Origin of the sequence: Thermaerobacter subterraneus DSM 13965 (assembly GCF_000183545.2) — a bacterium.
GTDB classification, from domain to species: domain Bacteria; phylum Bacillota; class Sulfobacillia; order Thermaerobacterales; family Thermaerobacteraceae; genus Thermaerobacter; species Thermaerobacter subterraneus.
Genome location: NZ_JH976535.1, coordinates 928653 through 947390, shown reverse-complemented (window position 1 = coordinate 947390; position 18738 = coordinate 928653). Strand labels below are relative to the sequence as shown.

Genomic DNA, 18738 nt, shown 5'->3' with positions numbered 1-18738 from the left:
CAAGGCGGCTGGCAGCTGTGGTTGCCCCTGGCGGACCCCCGTGGACCGGCCCCGGCGTGGAAGCGCCTGTGGGCCGGAGCGCCCGGCGCGCTCCCGGCGGCCGGGAGGCGTTGCCAGGGACCGGATCAGTGCCCGCCTCTCTTACTGTACCGCATGGCCGGGCGAGAATCCTGCCGGGAACTCGCAAATTCGCGCGATTTCGGCAGAAAAGAAGTGATATTCATTTTCACCCATCCCAAAGGGTTCTCCCAGCCCTTGCTTCTCCCGGCCCTTGCCCCTCCCAGCCCGACTGCGGGCAGGCCGCCCGCGGCATGCCGCCGTTCCGTCCGGGGTCTAGAGTTCCGGCAACGGGCGCTGCAGCATGGCGACCAGCAGCCGCACGGCCCCCTCCAGGTCGCCGGCATCGACCATCTCCCCCGGCGTGTGGGCGTACCGCGTGGGAATGGAGAGGGTCCCCGCCGGCACCCCGGCCCGGGCCAGCTGCATCGCGCCGGCGTCGGTGCCGCCGAAGGGCAGCACCTCCAGCTGGTACGTGATCCCCTCCGCCTCCGCCGTGCCTTCCATCCAGCGGCGCACCAGCGGGTGGGCGATCTGGCTGTTGTCCTTCACCTTGACGGCCGGCCCCTTGCCCAGTTCCACCGCCACCCGGTGCTCAGGCTCCGGGGTGTCCCCGGCCAGGGTGATGTCCACCGCCACCGCCACGTCCGGCTCGATGCCGAAGGAGGCGGTGCGGGCGCCGCGCAGGCCCACCTCCTCCTGGACCGTGAAGACGAAGAACACCTCGTGGGGCGAGTCCTCCAGCCGCGCCATGGCCTCCATGACCACCGCGCAACCCGAGCGGTCGTCCATGGCCTTGGCCACCAGGCGCCGGCCCGCCCGCTCCAGGGGCCGGTGGAACACGGCCATGTCGCCGACCCGCACGGAGCGGCGCGCGTCGTCGCCCGAGGCGGCGCCGATGTCCACGAACAGCTTGCCCATCTTGAGGTCGCGGGCGCCGTCCAGTTTCTCGCTGGAGACCACGCCGATCACGCCGCCGGCAAACTCGACCCGCTGGCCCATGAGGATGACGGGATCCTGCCCGCCCACCGGTTCGACCCGGATGAAACCCTTCTCGTCGATGTGGGTGGCGATGAGGGCGATCTCGTCCATGTGGGCCGCCACCATGATCCGCCGCCCCGAACCGCCGCCGCGGCCCGGGGCCGCCCCACCCCGCGGCCCGCGCCGCGCGATCAGGTTGCCCAGGGCGTCCACCCGCACCTCGTCGGCCCAGGCCTCCACCCGCGCGCGAATGTACTCGCGCACGGCCTCCTCCCGGCCCGACGGGCCGTAGGTCTGGGTCAGGTCGCGGAGGAACCCGATCAGGCGGGATTCGCCCGCCGGCTCCTCCCGCTCCGCGGCCGGGGCGGCAACGGGCTGCGGTTCGCGGCCCGCACCGGAGGGGTGCGGCGGCTCGCCGCCCGGCCCGGCCCGACCGGCCGTCATGTCGTCAGTCACCATGGCGGGGCACGCCTCCTTCGCTCAGGTCTTCAAGAAACCCGCGGACCAGCCTGGCCGCATCGTGATAGTCCTGCTGGCTCATCACCGCGCAGGGGGAGTGGATGTAGCGGCACGGCACCGAGACCACCGCCGACGGGATGCCGGCGCGCGCCTGGTGGATCCGGCCGGCGTCGGTGCCGCCGAAGGTGGTCCGCTTCCACTGGTAGGGGATGCCCCGCCGCTCGGCCGCCGCCACCAGCCGGTCCGTCAGCCAGCGGGGCGGGATCACCGTCCGGTCCATGGCGGTGATGGCCGGCCCGTGCCCGAGGCGGGTGGACTGGCCGTGTTCGTCCGCACCGGGGATGTCGGCGCAGGTGGTGCCCTCCAGCACCAGGGCCACGTCGGGCGCGATGGCATAGGCCGCCGTGGCCGCGCCCCTGAGGCCGATCTCCTCCTGGACGGTGAAGGCGCCGTAGAAGGGGAAGTCGTAGTCCTCCTCCAGAAGGGCGGCCAGCAGCGCGCAACCCACCCGGTCGTCGAAGGCCTTTCCCTTCCAGCAGCCCTGGCCCAGCTCGCCGAAGGCCGTGTCGAAGGTGGCGTACTGCCCGGGACGAACCAGCTTCTCCGCCTCCTCGCGGGAGGTGGCCCCGATGTCGATGTAGAGCTCGTCCGCGGGGGTCACGCTGCTCGCCTTGCGGTCCAGGTGGATCGGCTTGCTGCCGATGACCCCGGGCACGCCGTCCGGCCCCACCCGCACCCGCTTGCCGGGCAGCAGCCGGTCGTCCAGGCCGCCGACCTTGGCAAAACGCAGGAGGCCGCTCTTCTCGATCCGGGTGATCATCACGCCGACCTCGTCCATGTGGGCGGCCACCATGACCCTGGGGCCGGGCTTGTCCTTCCCCTTGACGACCAGCAGGTTGCCCATGCCGTCGATGCGGTAGGCGTCGATGTGGGGGCGCACCGCCTCCAGCAGGAGCTCGCGCACCGCCCCCTCGTCCCCGGAAACGCCCCGGGCCTCACTGAGCCGCGCCAGCAGCACCCGCCCTCACCTCCTGCCAGCCCGGACCCACCAGCCGGCTGGCAGCCCCGGCGTCGAGCCGGGCCGCCGTGGCGGCCAGCAAGCGGGCCGCCTCCTGGACGTCGCCCAGGTCGACCACCTCCGCCGGGCTGTGCATGTGCCGCAGCGGCACCGACACCAGGCCCGTGGGGATCCCCTCGCGGGCGATCTGGATCGCCCAGGCGTCGGTGCCCGAGGCGCCCGGAATGGGCTCGGGCTGGGTGGCGATGCCCTCGGCCTTCGCCGCCTCCCGCAGGGCCTCCAGCACCCGCGGGTGGATGTTGGCCCCCTGGGCGACCGCCGCGCCCTTGCCCAGTTCCACGGTCTTGCCGTCGGGCACGCCGGGCTGGTCGCCGAAGGTCACGTCCACGGCGATGGCCAGGGTGGGGTCGAGGCCGTAGGCGCTGGTGGCGGCCCCCCGCAGCCCCACTTCCTCCTGGACCGTGGCCACGGCGTACACGTCCACGGCGTGGCGCCGGCGGGCCAGATCGGCCAGGGCCAGGGTCAGCACCGTGACGCCCACCCGGTTGTCCAGGCTCTTGCCCGTCATGCGCCGGCCCTGAAGGCGCGCCGGCGACTGGCGGAGGGTGACGGGGTCGCCCACCCGCACCCGGCGCCGCACCGCCTCCGCCGGCAGGCCCACGTCGACGAACAGGTCCCGCAGGCGGGGCACCTGGCGCGCCTCTTCGGCGCTGGTCAGGTGGGGCGGCTTGGTCCCCACCACGCCGGCGAGGGGCCCGCCCGCGGTGTGGACCGTGACCTCGAGCCCCAAAAGGTTGCGGGGGTCGGCGCCGCCGGCGGCGTCGACCCGCAGGAAGCCCTCGTCCTCGATGGCGGCCACCAGCAGGGCGATCTCGTCCATGTGGGCCGCCCACATCACGCTGGCCCGCCGCCCGCCGGGGAGGGCCAGCCCCTCGCCCCGCACCACGGCGATCACGTTGCCCAGGGCGTCCCGGCGCACCTCGGCGGCCAGGGGCCGCCAGAGCTCTTCCACCGCCGCCGCCACGGGCCCCTCATGGCCCGGGGGACCGGCGATGGAGGCGAGGCGGGCCAGCACTTCCGCCGCATCCAACAAGCAACCCTCCTCCCACCCGCCGTTCCCGCCGGTCGAACCGGCCGTCCGGCCCGGCCCGCCGTTGGGCGGCACCTGTTGGCCCGGGGAACGGCGCCTGGAACGGACCCGCCGGTGCGGCGCAAACCAGGGCGAACCGCACCGGCGGGCCGTCCTTCTTCCGAAGTTCGATGATACCACTTCTGGCAGGATGATCTGCGGCCGGGCGTGGCGAGAGAGGACCGCGGAGGCGGGACAGCTGGGCAACGGTAGGCCACGACGGCAGGAGGCTGCCACGGCGGCGGGCCACCGGGGCTGCGGCAGGGCGCCGCCGGCGCGGATCACGGGGCCGCTGCGGCATGGGCCGTCGCAGGGGGTGAACCCCGCGGTCTTCCGGGTATCCGGGCTTTCCGGTTTCCTGGCTGCGGCCGGAGGGTTGCCGGACGGTGTGCCCGCTACTCGCCCGGCACCGGCCGGGCCAGCCCCCGTGTCTTCAAGTACCGGTGGAAGAAGAACTCGGCGATGCCCAGGGCCAGGGACGCCAGCCCCACCGGTCCCGGCCGCAGGGCCAGGGCCGGCCACAGGTAGCCGGCCACCGCCAGGATCAGGGCCGCCAGCAGGACGTCCACCACCATCGCCACCGCCTGCCCGCCGACGGGCAGGACGATGCGATCGCCGGTGACGTAACCGGCCAGGGTGACGGCGGCAGCCAGAAGGAGCAGAGCACCGGGTCCGGCCATGCTCCCGCCTGCAGGGAGGATCCAGAGCAGGACGGCCGCCGTGGCGACGAATTTCACGGCCAGCGCCGAGAGGTGCGGCACGGCTCTCACCCTGGTTAGGATTCCCCGCAACCCGGGCGGCCGCCACCCGTGCCTCCGGCCGGCCGGACCCCCGGCCTGCCCCGCGGGCCGCCCAGGGCCGCCAGGGGACAAGGGGCGCGCACCGCCGGCGCGGCGCGGGCTGGCCCACCGCGCCGGCGAGGGCGCCACCCTGGCCCCGCCGGGGACCACCGCCGGCGCCACGACCGTGGCCCGCCGGGCAAGGGCGCGAGGGGCGGCGGCCCGGGCGGCGGCAAGACCCGCCACCGGCGAGACGATCCCCGGGGTGACCCGCGCCTTGACCAGGGGACTGGGGCGCGAAGCCGGCAAACCTGGAGAGGGCGCCGGGCGCACCAGCGACCGGAGGATGCCGAAGGGGCCGTGGGCCGCGGGCAACTCGACGGTCCACCGCAACCCGCCGGGCGCCGCCCGCCAGCGGCCGGCGTGCAGGCCCGCTACCGCCGCCACCAGCTCCAGGGCCAGGGGCGAGGTCACGCCGCGGCGCCACCGGTTGCCCACGGCCGCCCCTCCCGCGGGGCCGGTTCGTCCTGCAGTGGAACCGGCGGGGCCTGCCGGGCCGCCGGCCCGGGAGCCGGCCGCAACGGCGCCAGGGCGAGCGTCGCGGACCGCCTGCGGCAAGAGCACCGCCCTGCCCTCCGCCGGGTTCATCCCGGGCCGGCCCCCGTCGCCGCCCGGAGCCGGCAGCTGCGCCTCCAGGTCCAGCACGACCGCCGCCCCGTCACCGTCAACCCGCATCTCCAGGCGGCTTCCGGGCGGGCAGCGGTCGATGACCGCCGCCACCAGGCTCGAGCACAGCAGCTCGAGCAACGCCCGGTCGCCGCGCACCACCATGGCCGTCCCGGACCGGCCGGCCAGCGTGACCTGCACCTGGCGGGCCAGGGCCACGGCAGCCAGCCGGCGGGCGACCCGCTCGGCCACGGCGGCCAGGTCGACCCGTTCCCGTTCGGGCCGCACCCGCCGGGCCTGGAGGCGCAGCCAGCAGGCCAGCTGCAAGGCGCTGAGGCGCAGCAGCTCGGCCTCGGCCTCCAGCTGGACCAGCACGTGGGTGTGGGACCGCTCGTCAGCGAACCGGCCGGCGGGCAACCCCTCCTGCACGCGAAGGGGAACGATGCGCCCCCACCCGCCGCCAGGGCCGGCGAGGGACGCGCGGGCGTCCGGCCGGTCCGGGGGATCAGGAAGCCGGGGCCTGGGGATGGCGGCAGTCTCCCTAGCCGCGGCAGCCGGCGCCACCGGGGAGGCGGGAGCCGGCACCGCCGGGAAGGTCGCCGGCGAGACGGGCGAGGCCGGGCCAGCGGGCGCGGCCGGGGTCGCGGGATCCACCGCAGAGGCCCCGCCGGAGGCCTGGGAGCGGCTGCGCCGCAACATGCCGGCCGCCAGGGTGACGGCGGTGGCCCGGGAGCGGAACTCGTCCAGAACCGTTTCCACCAGCCAGCGCCGGTCCTCTTCCTGCCGGCACCAGCGGCCCCACTGCCGGTCGAGCCAGGCGGTACCCGACGCCAGAGGTACGGCTGCGGCCAGGACCACTAGCCAGGCCGGGCTGCCGGCGCGGCGGGCCAGTTCGGTCGCGGTGACGCTGGCCACCACCGTGAGGATGACGCCCGCGGCCTGGCGCCACCGCCACCCGGCGGCGGCGCTCCGGTGCCGGTCCCCCTCAGGCCCGGGGGGAAGGCCCTGCTCCTCGGCTGCTGCCGGCCCGGCCCGCAGCACCCTGCCTTCCCACCCCGATCTGGAGGATCTGGCCGTCCAGCGTGCCGGAAGGCACGCCATCCGCGCCATGCCCGGAATATCCCGGATCCCCATGCCCGCTCCCCCCACCGGTCCCGCGTTCACCCGGGCAGAACCCGGTCACCGTCCCGGCCGGGGCGGGGTCTCGCCTCGCCGGGGCACCGGCCCGCCGCGGGTACTGGCCCAAGTTCGCCCGGACCTGTCCATTTCCTGGCACGAAATGTTCCGAAATACCACGAAATCAACGAGATTCGTGCGACAATTCTCGACGAGCCCGGCGACGGCCCGCCGCGATGCCGCCGGCCGGTTCCGGCCGCAGGGCGGCCTATCGGGTCAAAGCCTTATAGTCCTTCGACCTGTCGTGATGGCCATCTGTCTCGCCTGCCCTGATCGCCCCGGTGGCGGCAGGATCGCGGGCGGCCGCCCGCGAACCCAGGGGCGACGCCCAGCCGAGAGCCACGGGCGCGGGGCGCGAGGCGGGTACCCATGGCACCCGATGCGCATCCTGCCAGGCGAGAAGGAGGGCCGGCGATGTCCCGCGACCACCAGTCCGAGGCGCGCCGGGCGCGGCCCGGCCGGGGCATCGCCGGGCCCGGTGAGGAGGGCCCGGCGGGGTACCGGGTGATGCAAGTCCTCAACAACAACGCGGTCCTGGCCCGGGACGGGAACGGCCGGGCCGTAGTGCTGCAGGGCCGCGGCCTGGGTTACCGGTCCCGGCAATCCCGCTGGGTTGCCGCCGGTGATCCCGCCATCGAAGCCGTCTACGTTGCCGAACCGGCGGCGGTGCCCGCCCCGGACTGGTTGCCGGGCGTGGTGGCACGGCTCGTGCAGCGGGCGGAGGCGGCCCTGGGCGAACCGGTGGACCCCCACATCGTGCCCGCCCTGGTGGACCACCTGGCCTTCGCCCTGCACCGGGTGCGCCAGGGCCTCCCCCTGGAGAACCCTTTCCTGGACGAGATCGAGGTGCTGTTCCCGGAGGAACTGCTCCTGGCCCGCCAGCTGCTGGCGGACGTGGCCGCTGCCGGCGGGCCGGCTCTGCCACCGGCGGAAGCCGGTTTCGTGGCCCTGCACCTGCGAGCGGCCCGGGCGGGCGTCCCGGTCAAGCAGCCGGCCCGGGACACGGCGCTGGTGCACGAGCTGGTGGAGTGGGTCCGGCGGCGGCTCGAGGTGCCGCTGCGCCCTGGCAACCTGGATCACGCCCGGCTGGTGGCCCACCTGCGCTACCTGGTCGACGCCGTGGCGCAGGGTGGCGGAACCCCCAACCCCCTGCTGCCCCGGATCCGGGAGGAGTTCCCCCAGGCCATGGCCCTGGCGGAGGAGATGGGGGCAGAAATCGCCCGGCGGCTGGGCAAGCCCGTGCCCGAAGACGACCTGGGCTACGTGGCCCTGCACCTGGCCAAACTGATGCTGGAGGGCAGGCCCCCGGAAGGAACGGCACCCTCAGGGCGCGAATAAAGGCGATGCCTAGACCACCATCGAAACCCGGTGTGTTACGGGTTCGACCCGGCATGAACCGGAGGCGTGCGCGGCCCGGCAGCAAGGCCGTGCATCCTCCGGTTTTTTGCTGGCAAGGTGGACATATTCAGAGGAGGGGTGTCCGCGATGAACGTCATGGGGGGATTGCAGCGGGTGGGCCGGGCGTTGATGGCGCCCGTGGCGGTGCTACCCGCGGCCGGCATCCTGCTGCGCCTCGGCCAGCCGGACCTTTTGAACATTCCGGTGATGGCGCAGGCCGGGGATGCCATCTTCTCCAACCTGCCCCTGCTGTTCGCCATCGGCGTCGGCATCGGCCTGGCCAACCAGGCGGGTGTGGCCGGACTGGCGGCTCTGGTCGGGTACGTGGTGTTCCAGAAGACCCTCACCACCATCAACGAGGACCTCAACATGGGCGTCCTGGCGGGCATTCTCACCGGCGCGCTGGCCGCGGCCATGTACAACCGCTACCACAACATCCGGCTGCCGGAGTGGCTGGGCTTCTTCGGCGGGCGCCGGTTCGTCCCGCTGGTCACCGCCTTCTGGGCCCTGGTCCTGGGCGTGGTCTTCGGGTTCGTCTGGGGCCCCGTCCAGCAGGCCATCGACGCCCTGGGCAACTGGATCGTGGGGGCGGGGGCTGCGGGGGTCTTCGTCTTCGGGGTGCTGAACCGGCTTTTGCTGCCCTTCGGCCTGCACCACATCATCAACAGCCTGGTCTGGTTCGTCTTCGGCGACTTCACCAACCCCCAGACGGGCGAGGTGGTCCACGGCGACCTGCACCGGTTCTTCGCCGGCGACCCGTCGGCCGGGATCTTCATGGCCGGGTGGTATCCGATCATGATGTTCGGTCTGATCGGCGTCGCCCTGGCCATGATCCACGAGGCGAAGCCGGAGAACCGGGCGGCGGCCCGGGGCATCCTGCTCTCCGCGGCCCTGACCTCCTTCGTCACCGGCATCACCGAACCGCTGGAGTTCGCCTTCATGTTCCTGACACCTGTGCTGTACATCACCCACGCGGTGCTCTCGGGCATCTCCATGGCCCTGGTCTACGAGCTGGGGATCCGCCACGGGTTCACCTTCTCCGCCGGTCTCATCGACTACGTGCTGAACTGGGGCATTGCGACCCAGCCCGCCCTGCTGATCCCCATCGGCCTGGTCTTCGGCGTGGTCTACTACTTCCTGTTCCGGTTCCTGATCCGGCGGCTGGACCTGCCCACGCCCGGCCGGGAGCCGGTGGAGACACGCAGCAATCCGCAGGGTTAGTCTGAAACCGGGGCCGGGTTCGTCGCAGACCCGGCCCCGGAACGGGACCACGTCCCAACCCGCGCGGAGAGAGCCACGAAGCGGGTGGGCCCGGGCGGCGTCGCCGGGCCCGCCCGCGGTGGCTCCACGGCGCGGCCCCATCTGGTAGCCGGGGAGGCGAGAACGATGTCGGACAAGGCCCGGGCCGTCATCGAGGCCCTGGGAGGACCGGACAACATCCGGGAGCTGGACAGCTGCATCACCCGACTGCGCCTGGTGCTGGCGGATCCGGGGAAGGTGGACGAAGCCGCCCTGCGGCGCCAGGGAGCCATGGGCGTGGTGCGCATGGGGGGCGGCGCCGTGCAGGTGGTCTTCGGTACCAGCGCCGAGCACCTGGAAGCCGAGATGAAGGAGCTTCTGGGCCGTGGGTGAGCGGTCGAACCCGGCCCGCGGCGGCCCTGCCGGGGCCGCCGCGGCGGAGCCGGCCGGCGGCGGTGACCGCAGGGAGCTGGCCGTGCCCGCACCGGTGACCGGCCGGGTCGTCCCGCTGGAGGAGGTCCCGGACCCCGTCTTCGCCGAGCGGATGGTGGGCGACGGGATGGCCCTGGACCCGCAGGCGGGCCCCGTCATCGCCCCGCTGGCCGGGACCGTCACCGCCCTTTTCCCCACCGGCCATGCCGTGGGACTGCGGACGCCGGAGGGCGTCGAGCTGCTCATCCACCTGGGGATCGATTCGGCCCACGCCGAGGGGGCCTTCGAGGCCCTGGTGGCGGTGGGACAGCAGGTGGAGGCGGGCCAGCCCCTGATCCGGATCGACCTGGAGCGCCTCAAGGCAGGAGCCCGCTCCCCTCTCTCGCCGGTCCTGGTCACCAACCTGGACGAGCTGGGGGGCCGGGTTGCGCCCGTGGCCCAGGGCACCGCGCTGGCGGGGAAGAGCGTGCTGTTCCGGGTGGTATGGGCCGCCGGGCCCGCCTGAGGACCGGCGAGCGGCCCATGCCAGGTGGCGAAACCCCAGGAGGTCGAACCGTGAACGTCCCGTTCCACCCCGGCGAGCCCGCCGGGGAGAACCTATCCCAGCCCTCTGGATCCCCGCAGCCGCGTGCCACGGGGGCACCGCAAGAGATCGTGCAGGCTGCCGCCGTACAGGCTGCCGTGCCGCCGGCGCCGGAGGGCCGGCCCGCAGGGCGGCTGCTGGAGTTGGTACCGGCCGAGCTGGTGCGCCTGCGGGGCACGGCCCTGCGGCAGGCCATCGCCGCCAGCGAGGGCCGGGTTCTGGCCGCCGAGGTGGTGGCCGTGGCCGCGCCCCTGGTGGACGGCGTGACCAACGGCGAGCTGGCCGCCGCCTTCGGTGCGGACCTGTTGCTGGTCAACGTCTACGACGTGCGGGCGCCCCGGATCGCCGGCCTGCCGGGCTGGGACGAACCGGCCGGCGCGGCCCCCGCCTGGGCCGCGCCGGGTCCGGCGGCGGTTGCCGGCGAGCCCGCCACCTTGCCGGCTGCCCCGCCGGCCTTGACCGGGCGCGCCCAGGCGGCAGCCGGGGCCCCGGCCGTCGCGCCCGGCACCATGCCAGCCGGGGTGGCGACCACCGCGCCCGGTCATGCTCCGGCCTCTGCCGCGTCTACCGAGACCGGTCGTGGTGCCGCCTTGCCGGCCGCCTCCGCACCCGCCGCACCCGCGGGTCAACCCGCGGCCCCTGCCCTCGCCGGGCAGGCGGTGCCGGGTGCCGGGGCGCTCGACCTCGTACGCCCCTTGGCCGCCCTGGCCCTGCTGGCCGGCCGGGTGGTGGGGATCAACCTGGAGCCCAGCGACCGGGTGCCGCCGGGGCGGCGGGCCACCCCGGAGAATGCCCTGCGGGCGGTGGAGCAAGGGGCCCAGTGGATCCTGTTGACCGGCAACCCCCAGACGGGGGTCAGCCCGGAAGGCATCCTCCGGCCGGCGGAGGCCATCCGCCGGGTTCTTCCGCCCGAGCGGCTGCTGCTGGCCGCCGGCCGCATGCACGGCGCCGGCCGCTGGTTCGGGCAGGAACCCTTTCTGGACGAGGGTGACGTCAAGGACCTGGTGGCGGCCGGGGTCGACCTGGTGGCCCTGCCCGCGCCGGCCACCGTGCCGGGAGTCACCCTGGACCAGGCGCGCCGTTGGGTGGAGGCGGTCCACGCCGCCGGCGCCCTGGCCATGAGCACCGTGGGCACGTCCCAGGAGGGGGCCGGCGAGGAGACCGTGCGGCAGATCGCCCTGATGGCCAAGGCGGCGGGGTTCGACGTGCATCATCTGGGGGATGCGGGCTACCACGGCATCGCCCTGCCGGAGAACATCATGGCCTACGGCATCGCCATCCGCGGCCGGCGGCACACCTACCGGCGCATGGCCCTATCGCCCTGGCGGCGGTGATTGCAGAACCGCCAGCGCCCGGTCCAGGAAGGGATCCAGCACCCCGGCGGCCACCTGCTGGGGAAGGTCGGCCGGCCGCCCGGCCCCCAGGTCCAGAAGAACCCGGCCCGTGGCGGGCTCGTCCCGGTGCCCGGGCAAAGGCCGGCGGGGCGCCTGCAGGCGCCCCGCCGGCCCCGCTCCTCCACTGCCCGCTGGCACTCCCCTTCGGGGGAAGCCGTCCCCCGCTCCGCCCGCCGGCGCCGGGGCCGCCGGCGGATTCCGCGGCGCCGCGGCCGGTTCGTCCTCACTGGGACGGTTCGGCGATCAGCCGCAGCGGGACGCTGGCGCCTAGCCACAGGGCGGCCACCACGAACCGGGTGCCGCCGGGGATCACCGCCGACTCGTCGGCGGCGGCCGACGCCTTGCTGCCCAGCATCTGGCAGTTCGCCGCATAGAAATAGAGGTCGAAGTCGTAGGTCCCCGTGCCCGGGCCGGCGGCGGTGATGCGATGGGTCCCGTCACCGAAGGACTCGGGCAGCTCCATCACCCACCCGTCGAGGCCCTGGCTGGAGGGGTTGGGGTTGCAGGTGGCGGCGAACTCGTTTTGCGTCACGCCGCCCACCGTGTCCGAGGTGGGGTTGCCCACCTGGACCGTCCCCTCCTCGACGATCGGGTCTTCCTTGGGCAGCGGCGCCGGTTCGACCGCCGTGGCCCGGTCCCCGCCGAAGACCTGGATCTCCGCGACCTGGGCGTATCCCAGGCTGTTGTCCTGGGCGCTGTCGGCAAAGAACCGGATGTAGGCCGCCTGCACCGGCTGGCTCAGCGTCCAGAGCTTGTAGTGCAGGGCGGGCGCCACGGGACGCGGCTTCTCCGTGGGGAAGCTGCCCTGGAGGATGGTCTTCCACACCACCCCGTCGGTGGACACCTGCAGGGTGAAGTCCTTCAGGGCCGCGAAGCGCGCCTTGGCGATGTCCTTGAAGGCGCTGACCTGGACCGCCGTGATGGGCACGGGCCGATCACCGGCCAGGTCGACCACGATCCACTCGCCGTCATAGCCCTGGTCGTTGACGGCCGTGGCCCAGACCGTCGCCTCGGTGTCGTCCAGGGCGTTCTTGGCCGGCAGGGTGGCGTCCTCGCCCAGACGGCTGACCTGGATCACCTTGGCCCCGTTGGCCGCCGAGGCGTAGTTGGGCTGGAGGCTGAAGCGCAGGGAGGTGGTCCGGCCCGCGGCGACCTTGATGTTGCGGAAGGTCCGGGCCCCGAAGCCCCGCGCCTGGATGGTCACGGTGTAGGCACCGTCCACCATGTCGAGGGCAAAGCCGCCTTTGGCTCCTGTCACCGCCGCCGGGCTCACCCGCGCCTCGTACTCGCCGATGATCACCCGGGCGCCGTCGATGGGCTTCCCGGTGGTGGCGTTGACCACCGTCCCCACCAGCCGGCCGTTGCGGGCTTTGGCCAGGTGGTCGAAGGCCGGGTGGGGGTCGGTGTCGTCGCCGGTGTTGCTCACGGCTCCGGCCCCCAGGCCGCGGCGGGCGAAAGCGGTCCAGAGCAAATCGAAGTGGTCGCCGTGGTAGCGGTCCACGTCGGCCGTGAGGATGGCATCCCGCATGTCGATCATGCTGGGATCGGGCGGCGAGATGGGCATGGCATCGGTCACCAGCTGCTCGGCGATCCGAGCGCCCTGTGCCTTGCCGTACTTGCCCACCAGAGCCTTCCACACGTCCCACAGGATGACGGCCCAGATCTCGCCGTCGGCGTGGACCTCCGGCCCCGTGATGTCATAGCCGATGTCGCCGAAGCCCAGGGGGCTCTGATCCAGGGCGTAGTTGCGGATGCCCGTCTTGCTGTTGCCGGTGACGTACTGGCCGACGATGGGCCGGTCCTGCAGCCCCCGGGCGATCAGGTAGGACATGCCGTACCAGTCGCCCCAGGCTTCGCCCATGGACCCCGCCTGGTGGCTGTTGAGGGCCTCGCCGCCGGCCACCAGCCGGTTCGACAGGGCGTGGCTGTACTCGTGGTAGATCACTCCGGCGTCGAAATCGCCGTCGGCGCACCGGCCCTCAAAGGCCCCCGGAATGGGCTCCCAGAGGAACATGCCGCTCCAGGAGGGCAAGCCGTCGGGCAGCGTCAGCATGTAGGCGTTGTCCCGGCCGGTGTAGAGCGGCTCGCCGCCGGTCAGCGCCCCCGCCTGGGCCAGGCCGAGGATCGGGTCGCCGCCCTGGCCGCCCTTGCCGAAGTTGTCGAGCTGCATATTGCCGGCCGGCTCCGTCCACCCCAGCTTGTAGAGGTGGTCATGGAACAGGTTGTGGTGGTAGAAGAGGTTGGTCACCGCGGCCTCCACGTCTTCGGCGTAGGAGGGTGGCGTCGCCTGGCACTGGGTGCGACCCCACTGGTCCGTGAAGGCATAGTTGAAGTGGGAGAGCAGGTTCACCGGACGAACGAGCCCGGGGCCTTCCGGCACCAGGAAGTTGCTCCAGTTGGCGAAGGTGTCGGCGTTGTTGCCGAAGGTGGTCGGACCGCTGACACCGGGTAGCACCCCTACCCAGCCCCTGGGCGAGGCGCTGGGATCCCCGGCGAAGGACTTCACCACCTGGCTCCCCCCCGCCGGCGCCCCGGGGTAGTTCTCAAACACCAGCCCCTCGGGCCCGCTGAAGTTCACCAGGGGGCGGCGGTACAGGATCTGGCCGCTGGTGGCGTCGACCAGGACCTCGTAACCTTCGGTGAGTTTGGGGATGAACAGGATCCGCCAGGCAGGCCGCAGCTCCTTCCCCATGGGGAAGAGGGCCTTGCGCGCGTACTGCACGGTGGCGAAGGGCCCCTGCGCGAGGACGGTCCAGCCGGCGCGGGTGCCGGTCACCTCGGGCACGTAGTCCACCGCCGGCGCCAGGGCGCCCACCACCTTCTCCAGGGCCTCGGTCACGCTGAGGTCGAACCCGCCCTTGACGGGCGCCGCCGGCTGGGCGCTGGCCGCCACCGACAGGATCCGCCCCTCCCGGTTGACGGCCACGATGATGCGACCGCCCGCGGCCGTCTCGATCCCGCCGAAGGTCTGCTGGAAGGTGACCGGGCGCAGGCCCGTGCCGGGCAGGGCGTAGTCCCGGACCACCTTCAGCCCGTCGACCACCTGGTCCGTTCAGCCGAAGAGGTCCTTATGCTCCCGCAGCCACCGCCGGGCGATGTCTACCGCCTGGCCCTCGGCCGGCCCCGTCAGGTAGCCTTGGCTGCGGGTGATCAGGGACGGGGTCTTGTAGAAGGGGTTCCACCGGATGCGCAGGCCGCCGCCGACCTCGGCAGCCAGCTGTGCCGCCGCCTCCCGGGTCCGCTCCCGCAGGTCCAGGGCCTGCAGGTCGTCCCGGATGTCGAGGGACGGTTCCAGGGCCGCCGCCCGTTCGTCCCCATGCGCCCGCGCATCGAGCCCCTGAAAGGCCTGGGCGGGTGCCGTAAGGAACGAGAGGGCGATGAGAGCGGCCGTCACCAGGCAGGCCAGCGCGGCCCGCCGTTGCCGCTTGGACATGCAGTCCCCTCCTCCCCCGCCCGGACCGGCCCGGGTTCCGGCCCTGACGGGCGGCGATTCCTGCCATCCCCTGGGGATTCACTTAGGGATTCGCGGGCGGGATAGGCTTTGTGCACAGCAGAAGGGCGGTCGCGCCGGCAGGATCGGGTGCAAGCCCAGGGGCGGGCGGGTCCGGTGGACGGGGCAGAAGGGGTCGGACAGGCCGTGGGGCGGGCGGAGCACGCGGGGCGGGCGGGCCGGGCGGCACAGGGGGGTGGGCGGGGCAGGCGGGGCGTTCGGGCGGCACAGGTGGGCGGGCGGAGCAGGCGGGGGCGGGCCGGGCGGCACAGCTGGGCGAGCGGAGCAGGCGGGGGCGGGCCGGCACGCTGTTCGGGCGTGGCGGGAAGAACCGGCGGTCCCCCCAGGGACGGGCCCACGGTCCACGCCAGGGACGGGCCCCCACAGTCCACACCAGGGACGGCGCCCCGGGTTCCCGGGACCCCCAGGCTCCCCTCCGGCGCCAGGGGCTTACTCCTTGTCAAGCAGAAAACCCAGCTCGCGCAGGGCCTGTTCCACCCGGGCACGGGCGGTAGGGTCGTCGGCCTCCAGGGTGTGGAGGTGCGGGCCGCCCGTCAAGGTGAGCAGGGGCTCGGCCCCGGTGGCAGCCATCTGCCGGCAGAACCGGTCGACGTCGTGCCGCGAGCGCAGGTCCAAGAGCCCCCTCAGTTCACCATAGACCGGGTGTTCCACGATGACGTCCCGCACCGTCACGCCCTGGTCCACCATGGCGTAAAGCTCCCGGCGGATGGTCTGCAGCTCGGGGCCGTGCTCGACGGCCACCTGCCAGGTGAAGCGGGCCGGAGGCCGGTTCAGGACATATCCGGCGGGGGTGGCCAGGATGGGCTCCCCCTGGGCCCGCAGCAACGCGACATCATGGACGATCACGGCCCGCGTGACGCCCAGCAGCCCGGCCAGCCGCTGGCCGGGGATGGGTTCCTCTGCGCGAGCCAGGAGCTGGAGGATCGCCTGGCGCCGCCGGGCGGCATCACCCGGCCGGGTCAGCCCCTCGAAACCAGGAGCCCCGCGCCCAGGCGTCAAAGCAGCGGGAGCGTGGGAGCCGGCTGGCCCGGCATGCCCGGAATCAGTAGGTTCCCCCGGAGCCTGCCGGCGGGCCCCCGGCGGATCCAGCCGGGTCCCGTCCCCCTGCCCATGGGAGGGCGTGGTACGCCGGGGTCCGTGCCCCCCGGGGGCCTGGTCTTGCCCCTGCCCGCCTGTCCCTTCGTTCGAGCGGCGCCGCGGCGACATGGCCCCCTCCTTCGCCAGTGGCGGAACCTGGGGTTCGGGCGGTTCCCGTGGCCAACCTCCCGTGGTGGAACCGGGACGCAGGCCGGAACGAACCGGCCCGTGCTCTCCTTCGCAGGATCGCCCCCGCTTTCCTTGTCGCCCCATCGTGGTCCTTGCGGCCGGCGACCAGGCCGCGCCCAAGGTGCCTGTTGATTTGTATCGCTGCCCCTGTGTATATACACCTGTAGATACAGATGTATAGATACAATCGCTCCGGTGTCGATACACCGTTTCCGGATCTCGGCTTCAGAGCCGGAGTCTCGGCAACCACGCCCGCCGGCGCGTTGAGCCACGCGCCCGCATCGCAGGGAGTGGCCGCCGCGGGGCGCAGCCCGTCCCAGGCCGTGCGGCACCCAACACGAACGGTGCGGTACCCCGCAGGACCGGGGGTACCCGCCCGGGGAGGAAGGATCGCATGCCCGCCAGGACGTCCCCGCAGGCTTCGCCTGCCGCCACCGCGCCCGTGGCCCGCCAGGTGGTGCTGGGCGGCCTGCTGACCGCCCTTGCCCTGATGATCCCCATCTTCTTCCGGGGAACGCTGCAGCTCACCCTCGGCCCCTACTACACCGCCACCCTGGCCTCCCACGTCCCGCCCATGCTGGCGATGACCCTCGGCCCGGGGGTGGCCGTGATGGTGGGCCTGGGTGCCACGGCCGGGTTCTTCCTCACCCTGGGCCCGGTGGTGGCCGCGCGGGCTTTCGTACACGTGCCCTTCGCGGTCCTGGGTGCCTGGGCCCAGCGCCGGGGATGGCCCCTCTGGGCCGCGCTGCTCTTGACCCTGCCGGTGCACGCCGCCGGTGAAGGCCTGGTGGTCTGGCTGGCCTCCGGCACGGCGCTCCAGGCGTGGCTCACCAGCGGTGGCACCGCGGTGCACCACCTGATCGACGGCGCCCTGACCCTGGCGGTGCTGCGCCTGCTGCAGCGGGCGGGCATCCGGCTGGAGGCCGTGGGCCGCTGAGGTCCCCACTTCGGGCCTGACCGGGCACTAGGAGGCGGAGCGCCGCCCCGCCTCGCGCGCGAGCCCCGCCACCGGATCGGTAACCGGGCCCGGACCGGACCGCGCCTCCGCGGGCTTCTTTGGGCCCGAATCCTTGTGCAACAGGACACCGGAAGAACCGCGCCCGCCGCCGCAAGCCGGCCGCGTGGCATAAGCCCGCCCGCGCCGGTGGCCTCCCGGGATCCGGCCGGCTAGCCCGCGTGGTAGCGGCGGGCGCCGGCGTACTTCTCCCCGTAGGGCGGCGTGTCCAGGGGGATCTCCTCTACCACCCGCCCGGAGCTGGGGGCGTGGATCATGCGGCCGTCGCCGGCGTACATCCCCACGTGATGCACGCTGCCCTTGCCGCCGTCGTGGGCGAAGAAGACCAGATCGCCAGGCTGCAGCCGGTCCCGCGCCACCGGCCGCCCGTCGCCGTGGTCCCGCTGCGGGGCCGCGTCGCGGGGGATCAGCAGGCCGTGGAAGCGGTGGACCAGGTACACAAAACCCGAGCAGTCCACGCCGAAGCCCGAGGTGCCGCCCCACAGGTAGGGGAGCCCCAGGAACCGGCGCGCCGTTTCCAGGAGGGCCGTCCCCGGCACCTTGGCGGGTGAAGCCTGGCCAGCGGGTGGAACCCGGCGGGGAGGGTCCAGGCGCACGGCCGCCCGCCGCACCCACGCCACGGTGGGAGGTCCTGCGGCCAGCGGGCCATCCTCGGCCGCCGGGAGTTCGATCGGGCCACTGGCGTGCCGGTGCCGGGCCGGATCGCCGGGCGCCGGGCCCGCCGTGGCGGCCCGGGCCGGACCGCCGCCGCCCGCGTCCGGGGTCAAGGCTGCCCTGTGCCCGGGCGCCGGGTTGGGGGTGGGCACCGCCACGGGGAGCCACTCGCCCTCCGCTCCACCGGCGGCCTCGCCACCTCCCGCCGCCGGGCTGCCGTCCAAGACCGCAGCCAGGCTCCCGCTGCCGCCGTCTCCGTAGGACAGGACGGGGAGGCAGGTGCCGAAGCTCACCTCCAGCCAGCGAGCCTGCGGGTGGGGCCGGTGGTAAAGCCACGTGGTCAGGGCCGTGACGGTCGCGGTGGTCAGGCCCTCCCCGGCTTCCTCCGGCGCCGGTGCCCCGGCAAGACCCGCCCGGCGCGCCACCGCCGCCCAGGCGGGATCGGCCGTCAACTGCCAGCCCGGGATCCAGCCCGGATACCCACCGGGAGCGCCGGGTTCCGCCTGTTCGGGAACGGCCACCCGGGCCCACCCGTCCCGTTCTTCCAGCACCGTGACCGGCTGGCCCAGCAACACCTGGGTCTCGATGCGGCCCACCAGGTCCTTCCGGGCCTCCACGTCCAGGGCGGACAGCCACTCCCGCAAGCCTGCGGGGGCCGCCAGCGCCGGCAGGTCGACGGGCCGGGGCCGGCCGGGATCCCGCCAGACGGTGGCTACCGCTACGGCCACCCAGCGGGTGACCGCGGGGCCCACGGGGCTGTCCTGGCCTGAACCGGCGCTCGCAGGCGAAGGGGTTGCCATGCCTTGCCGCCTCCCTCGGACTTGACCTTGCACCGCCTCCGGAGTTGAAACCGGCGCCCGTGCCGCCCGCCCCCTGCCTGGCCCCCACCGCACCCAGCAGCCCGGCACCTGTAGGGGACCGGCGCACCGCCCGCAACAGGCCGGCACGACGAGGGAACGGCGGCGCACCGCAGCGAGCCGG

The 18738-nt window shown here is 73.9% G+C and carries 15 protein-coding genes; 6 read left to right on the top strand and 9 right to left on the bottom strand.

Going from position 1 to position 18738, the window contains the following annotated elements:
• Window positions 1-333: 333 nt before the first annotated feature.
• The 4 genes from THESUDRAFT_RS03995 to THESUDRAFT_RS03980 all read right to left on the bottom strand — a co-directional run bounded on the left by THESUDRAFT_RS03995 (window position 334) and on the right by THESUDRAFT_RS03980 (window position 6130).
• Window positions 334-1497 carry a M42 family metallopeptidase gene (locus THESUDRAFT_RS03995; RefSeq protein WP_006903440.1) on the bottom strand — a complete coding sequence of 388 codons (1164 nt, stop codon included), beginning with the start codon at window positions 1495-1497 and terminating at the stop codon, window positions 334-336.
• Complete coding sequence (locus THESUDRAFT_RS03990; RefSeq protein WP_006903439.1) at window positions 1487-2515, bottom strand: M42 family metallopeptidase; 1029 nt, start codon at window positions 2513-2515, stop codon at window positions 1487-1489. Before THESUDRAFT_RS03990 ends, THESUDRAFT_RS03995 begins: the two co-directional genes overlap by 11 nt.
• Window positions 2493-3605, bottom strand: a complete 1113-nt coding sequence (locus tag THESUDRAFT_RS03985; protein ID WP_006903438.1) for a M20/M25/M40 family metallo-hydrolase — start codon at window positions 3603-3605, stop codon at window positions 2493-2495. Before THESUDRAFT_RS03985 ends, THESUDRAFT_RS03990 begins: the two co-directional genes overlap by 23 nt.
• A gap of 434 nt (window positions 3606-4039) precedes the next feature.
• Complete coding sequence (locus THESUDRAFT_RS03980) at window positions 4040-6130, bottom strand: DUF2512 family protein (RefSeq protein WP_006903437.1); 2091 nt, start codon at window positions 6128-6130, stop codon at window positions 4040-4042.
• A gap of 549 nt (window positions 6131-6679) precedes the next feature.
• Here THESUDRAFT_RS03980 and THESUDRAFT_RS03975 point away from each other — a divergent pair.
• The 5 genes from THESUDRAFT_RS03975 to THESUDRAFT_RS03955 all read left to right on the top strand — a co-directional run bounded on the left by THESUDRAFT_RS03975 (window position 6680) and on the right by THESUDRAFT_RS03955 (window position 11251).
• Complete coding sequence (locus tag THESUDRAFT_RS03975; RefSeq protein WP_006903436.1) at window positions 6680-7603, top strand: PRD domain-containing protein; 924 nt, start codon at window positions 6680-6682, stop codon at window positions 7601-7603.
• Window positions 7604-7750: 147 nt separating this feature from the next.
• The gene (locus tag THESUDRAFT_RS03970) at window positions 7751-8884 is read left to right on the top strand and encodes a PTS transporter subunit EIIC (protein WP_006903435.1); all 1134 of its coding nucleotides are present in this window, start codon (window positions 7751-7753) and stop codon (window positions 8882-8884) included.
• Between the two features lie 84 nt (window positions 8885-8968).
• Window positions 8969-9295 (top strand): PTS sugar transporter subunit IIB, encoded by a 327-nt coding sequence (locus THESUDRAFT_RS13840; protein ID WP_278199598.1) that lies wholly within the window; start codon window positions 8969-8971, stop codon window positions 9293-9295.
• The gene (locus tag THESUDRAFT_RS03960) at window positions 9288-9839 is read left to right on the top strand and encodes a PTS sugar transporter subunit IIA (RefSeq protein ID WP_006903433.1); all 552 of its coding nucleotides are present in this window, start codon (window positions 9288-9290) and stop codon (window positions 9837-9839) included. The genes THESUDRAFT_RS13840 and THESUDRAFT_RS03960 overlap by 8 nt, the downstream gene beginning before the upstream one ends.
• 50 nt (window positions 9840-9889) lie before the next feature.
• Window positions 9890-11251, top strand: a complete 1362-nt coding sequence (locus tag THESUDRAFT_RS03955) for a DUF7916 family protein (protein ID WP_006903432.1) — start codon at window positions 9890-9892, stop codon at window positions 11249-11251.
• On the opposite strand, the gene THESUDRAFT_RS13260 is transcribed toward THESUDRAFT_RS03955, so the two are convergent.
• The 4 genes from THESUDRAFT_RS13260 to THESUDRAFT_RS03945 all read right to left on the bottom strand — a co-directional run bounded on the left by THESUDRAFT_RS13260 (window position 11231) and on the right by THESUDRAFT_RS03945 (window position 15821).
• Window positions 11231-11449, bottom strand: a complete 219-nt coding sequence (locus tag THESUDRAFT_RS13260) for a hypothetical protein (RefSeq protein WP_156821710.1) — start codon at window positions 11447-11449, stop codon at window positions 11231-11233. The two genes, THESUDRAFT_RS03955 and THESUDRAFT_RS13260, sit on opposite strands and share 21 nt — an antisense overlap.
• An 85-nt stretch (window positions 11450-11534) precedes the next feature.
• Window positions 11535-14354 carry a M36 family metallopeptidase gene (locus THESUDRAFT_RS03950; protein ID WP_006903431.1) on the bottom strand — a complete coding sequence of 940 codons (2820 nt, stop codon included), beginning with the start codon at window positions 14352-14354 and terminating at the stop codon, window positions 11535-11537.
• Between the two features lie 9 nt (window positions 14355-14363).
• Window positions 14364-14744 (bottom strand): hypothetical protein, encoded by a 381-nt coding sequence (locus THESUDRAFT_RS13835; RefSeq protein ID WP_006903429.1) that lies wholly within the window; start codon window positions 14742-14744, stop codon window positions 14364-14366.
• 507 nt (window positions 14745-15251) lie between these two features.
• Window positions 15252-15821, bottom strand: coding sequence for a transcription repressor NadR (locus THESUDRAFT_RS03945; protein WP_242823231.1), 570 nt, complete (start codon window positions 15819-15821; stop codon window positions 15252-15254).
• Window positions 15822-16482: 661 nt separating this feature from the next.
• On the opposite strand from THESUDRAFT_RS03945, the gene THESUDRAFT_RS03940 reads away from it, so the two are divergent.
• Entirely contained in the window at window positions 16483-17025 is a 543-nt protein-coding gene (locus THESUDRAFT_RS03940; protein ID WP_006903427.1) for a hypothetical protein, read from the top strand.
• Window positions 17026-17255: 230 nt separating this feature from the next.
• Here the strand turns inward: THESUDRAFT_RS03940 and THESUDRAFT_RS15170 are convergent, their stop codons facing one another.
• Window positions 17256-18557: a C40 family peptidase gene (locus tag THESUDRAFT_RS15170; protein WP_006903426.1), complete on the bottom strand. Its 1302-nt coding sequence runs from the start codon at window positions 18555-18557 to the stop codon at window positions 17256-17258.
• Window positions 18558-18738: the final 181 nt, after the last annotated feature.

Coding starts and splice junctions, on each gene's coding strand:
- THESUDRAFT_RS03995 (WP_006903440.1), bottom strand. CDS start 1,497: ATGGTGACTGACGACATGACGGCCGGTCGGGCCGGGCCGGGCGGCGAG.
- THESUDRAFT_RS03975 (WP_006903436.1), top strand. CDS start 6,680: ATGTCCCGCGACCACCAGTCCGAGGCGCGCCGGGCGCGGCCCGGCCGG.
- THESUDRAFT_RS03970 (WP_006903435.1), top strand. CDS start 7,751: ATGAACGTCATGGGGGGATTGCAGCGGGTGGGCCGGGCGTTGATGGCG.
- THESUDRAFT_RS13835 (WP_006903429.1), bottom strand. CDS start 14,744: ATGTCCAAGCGGCAACGGCGGGCCGCGCTGGCCTGCCTGGTGACGGCC.
- THESUDRAFT_RS03940 (WP_006903427.1), top strand. CDS start 16,483: ATGCCCGCCAGGACGTCCCCGCAGGCTTCGCCTGCCGCCACCGCGCCC.
- THESUDRAFT_RS15170 (WP_006903426.1), bottom strand. CDS start 18,557: ATGGCAACCCCTTCGCCTGCGAGCGCCGGTTCAGGCCAGGACAGCCCC.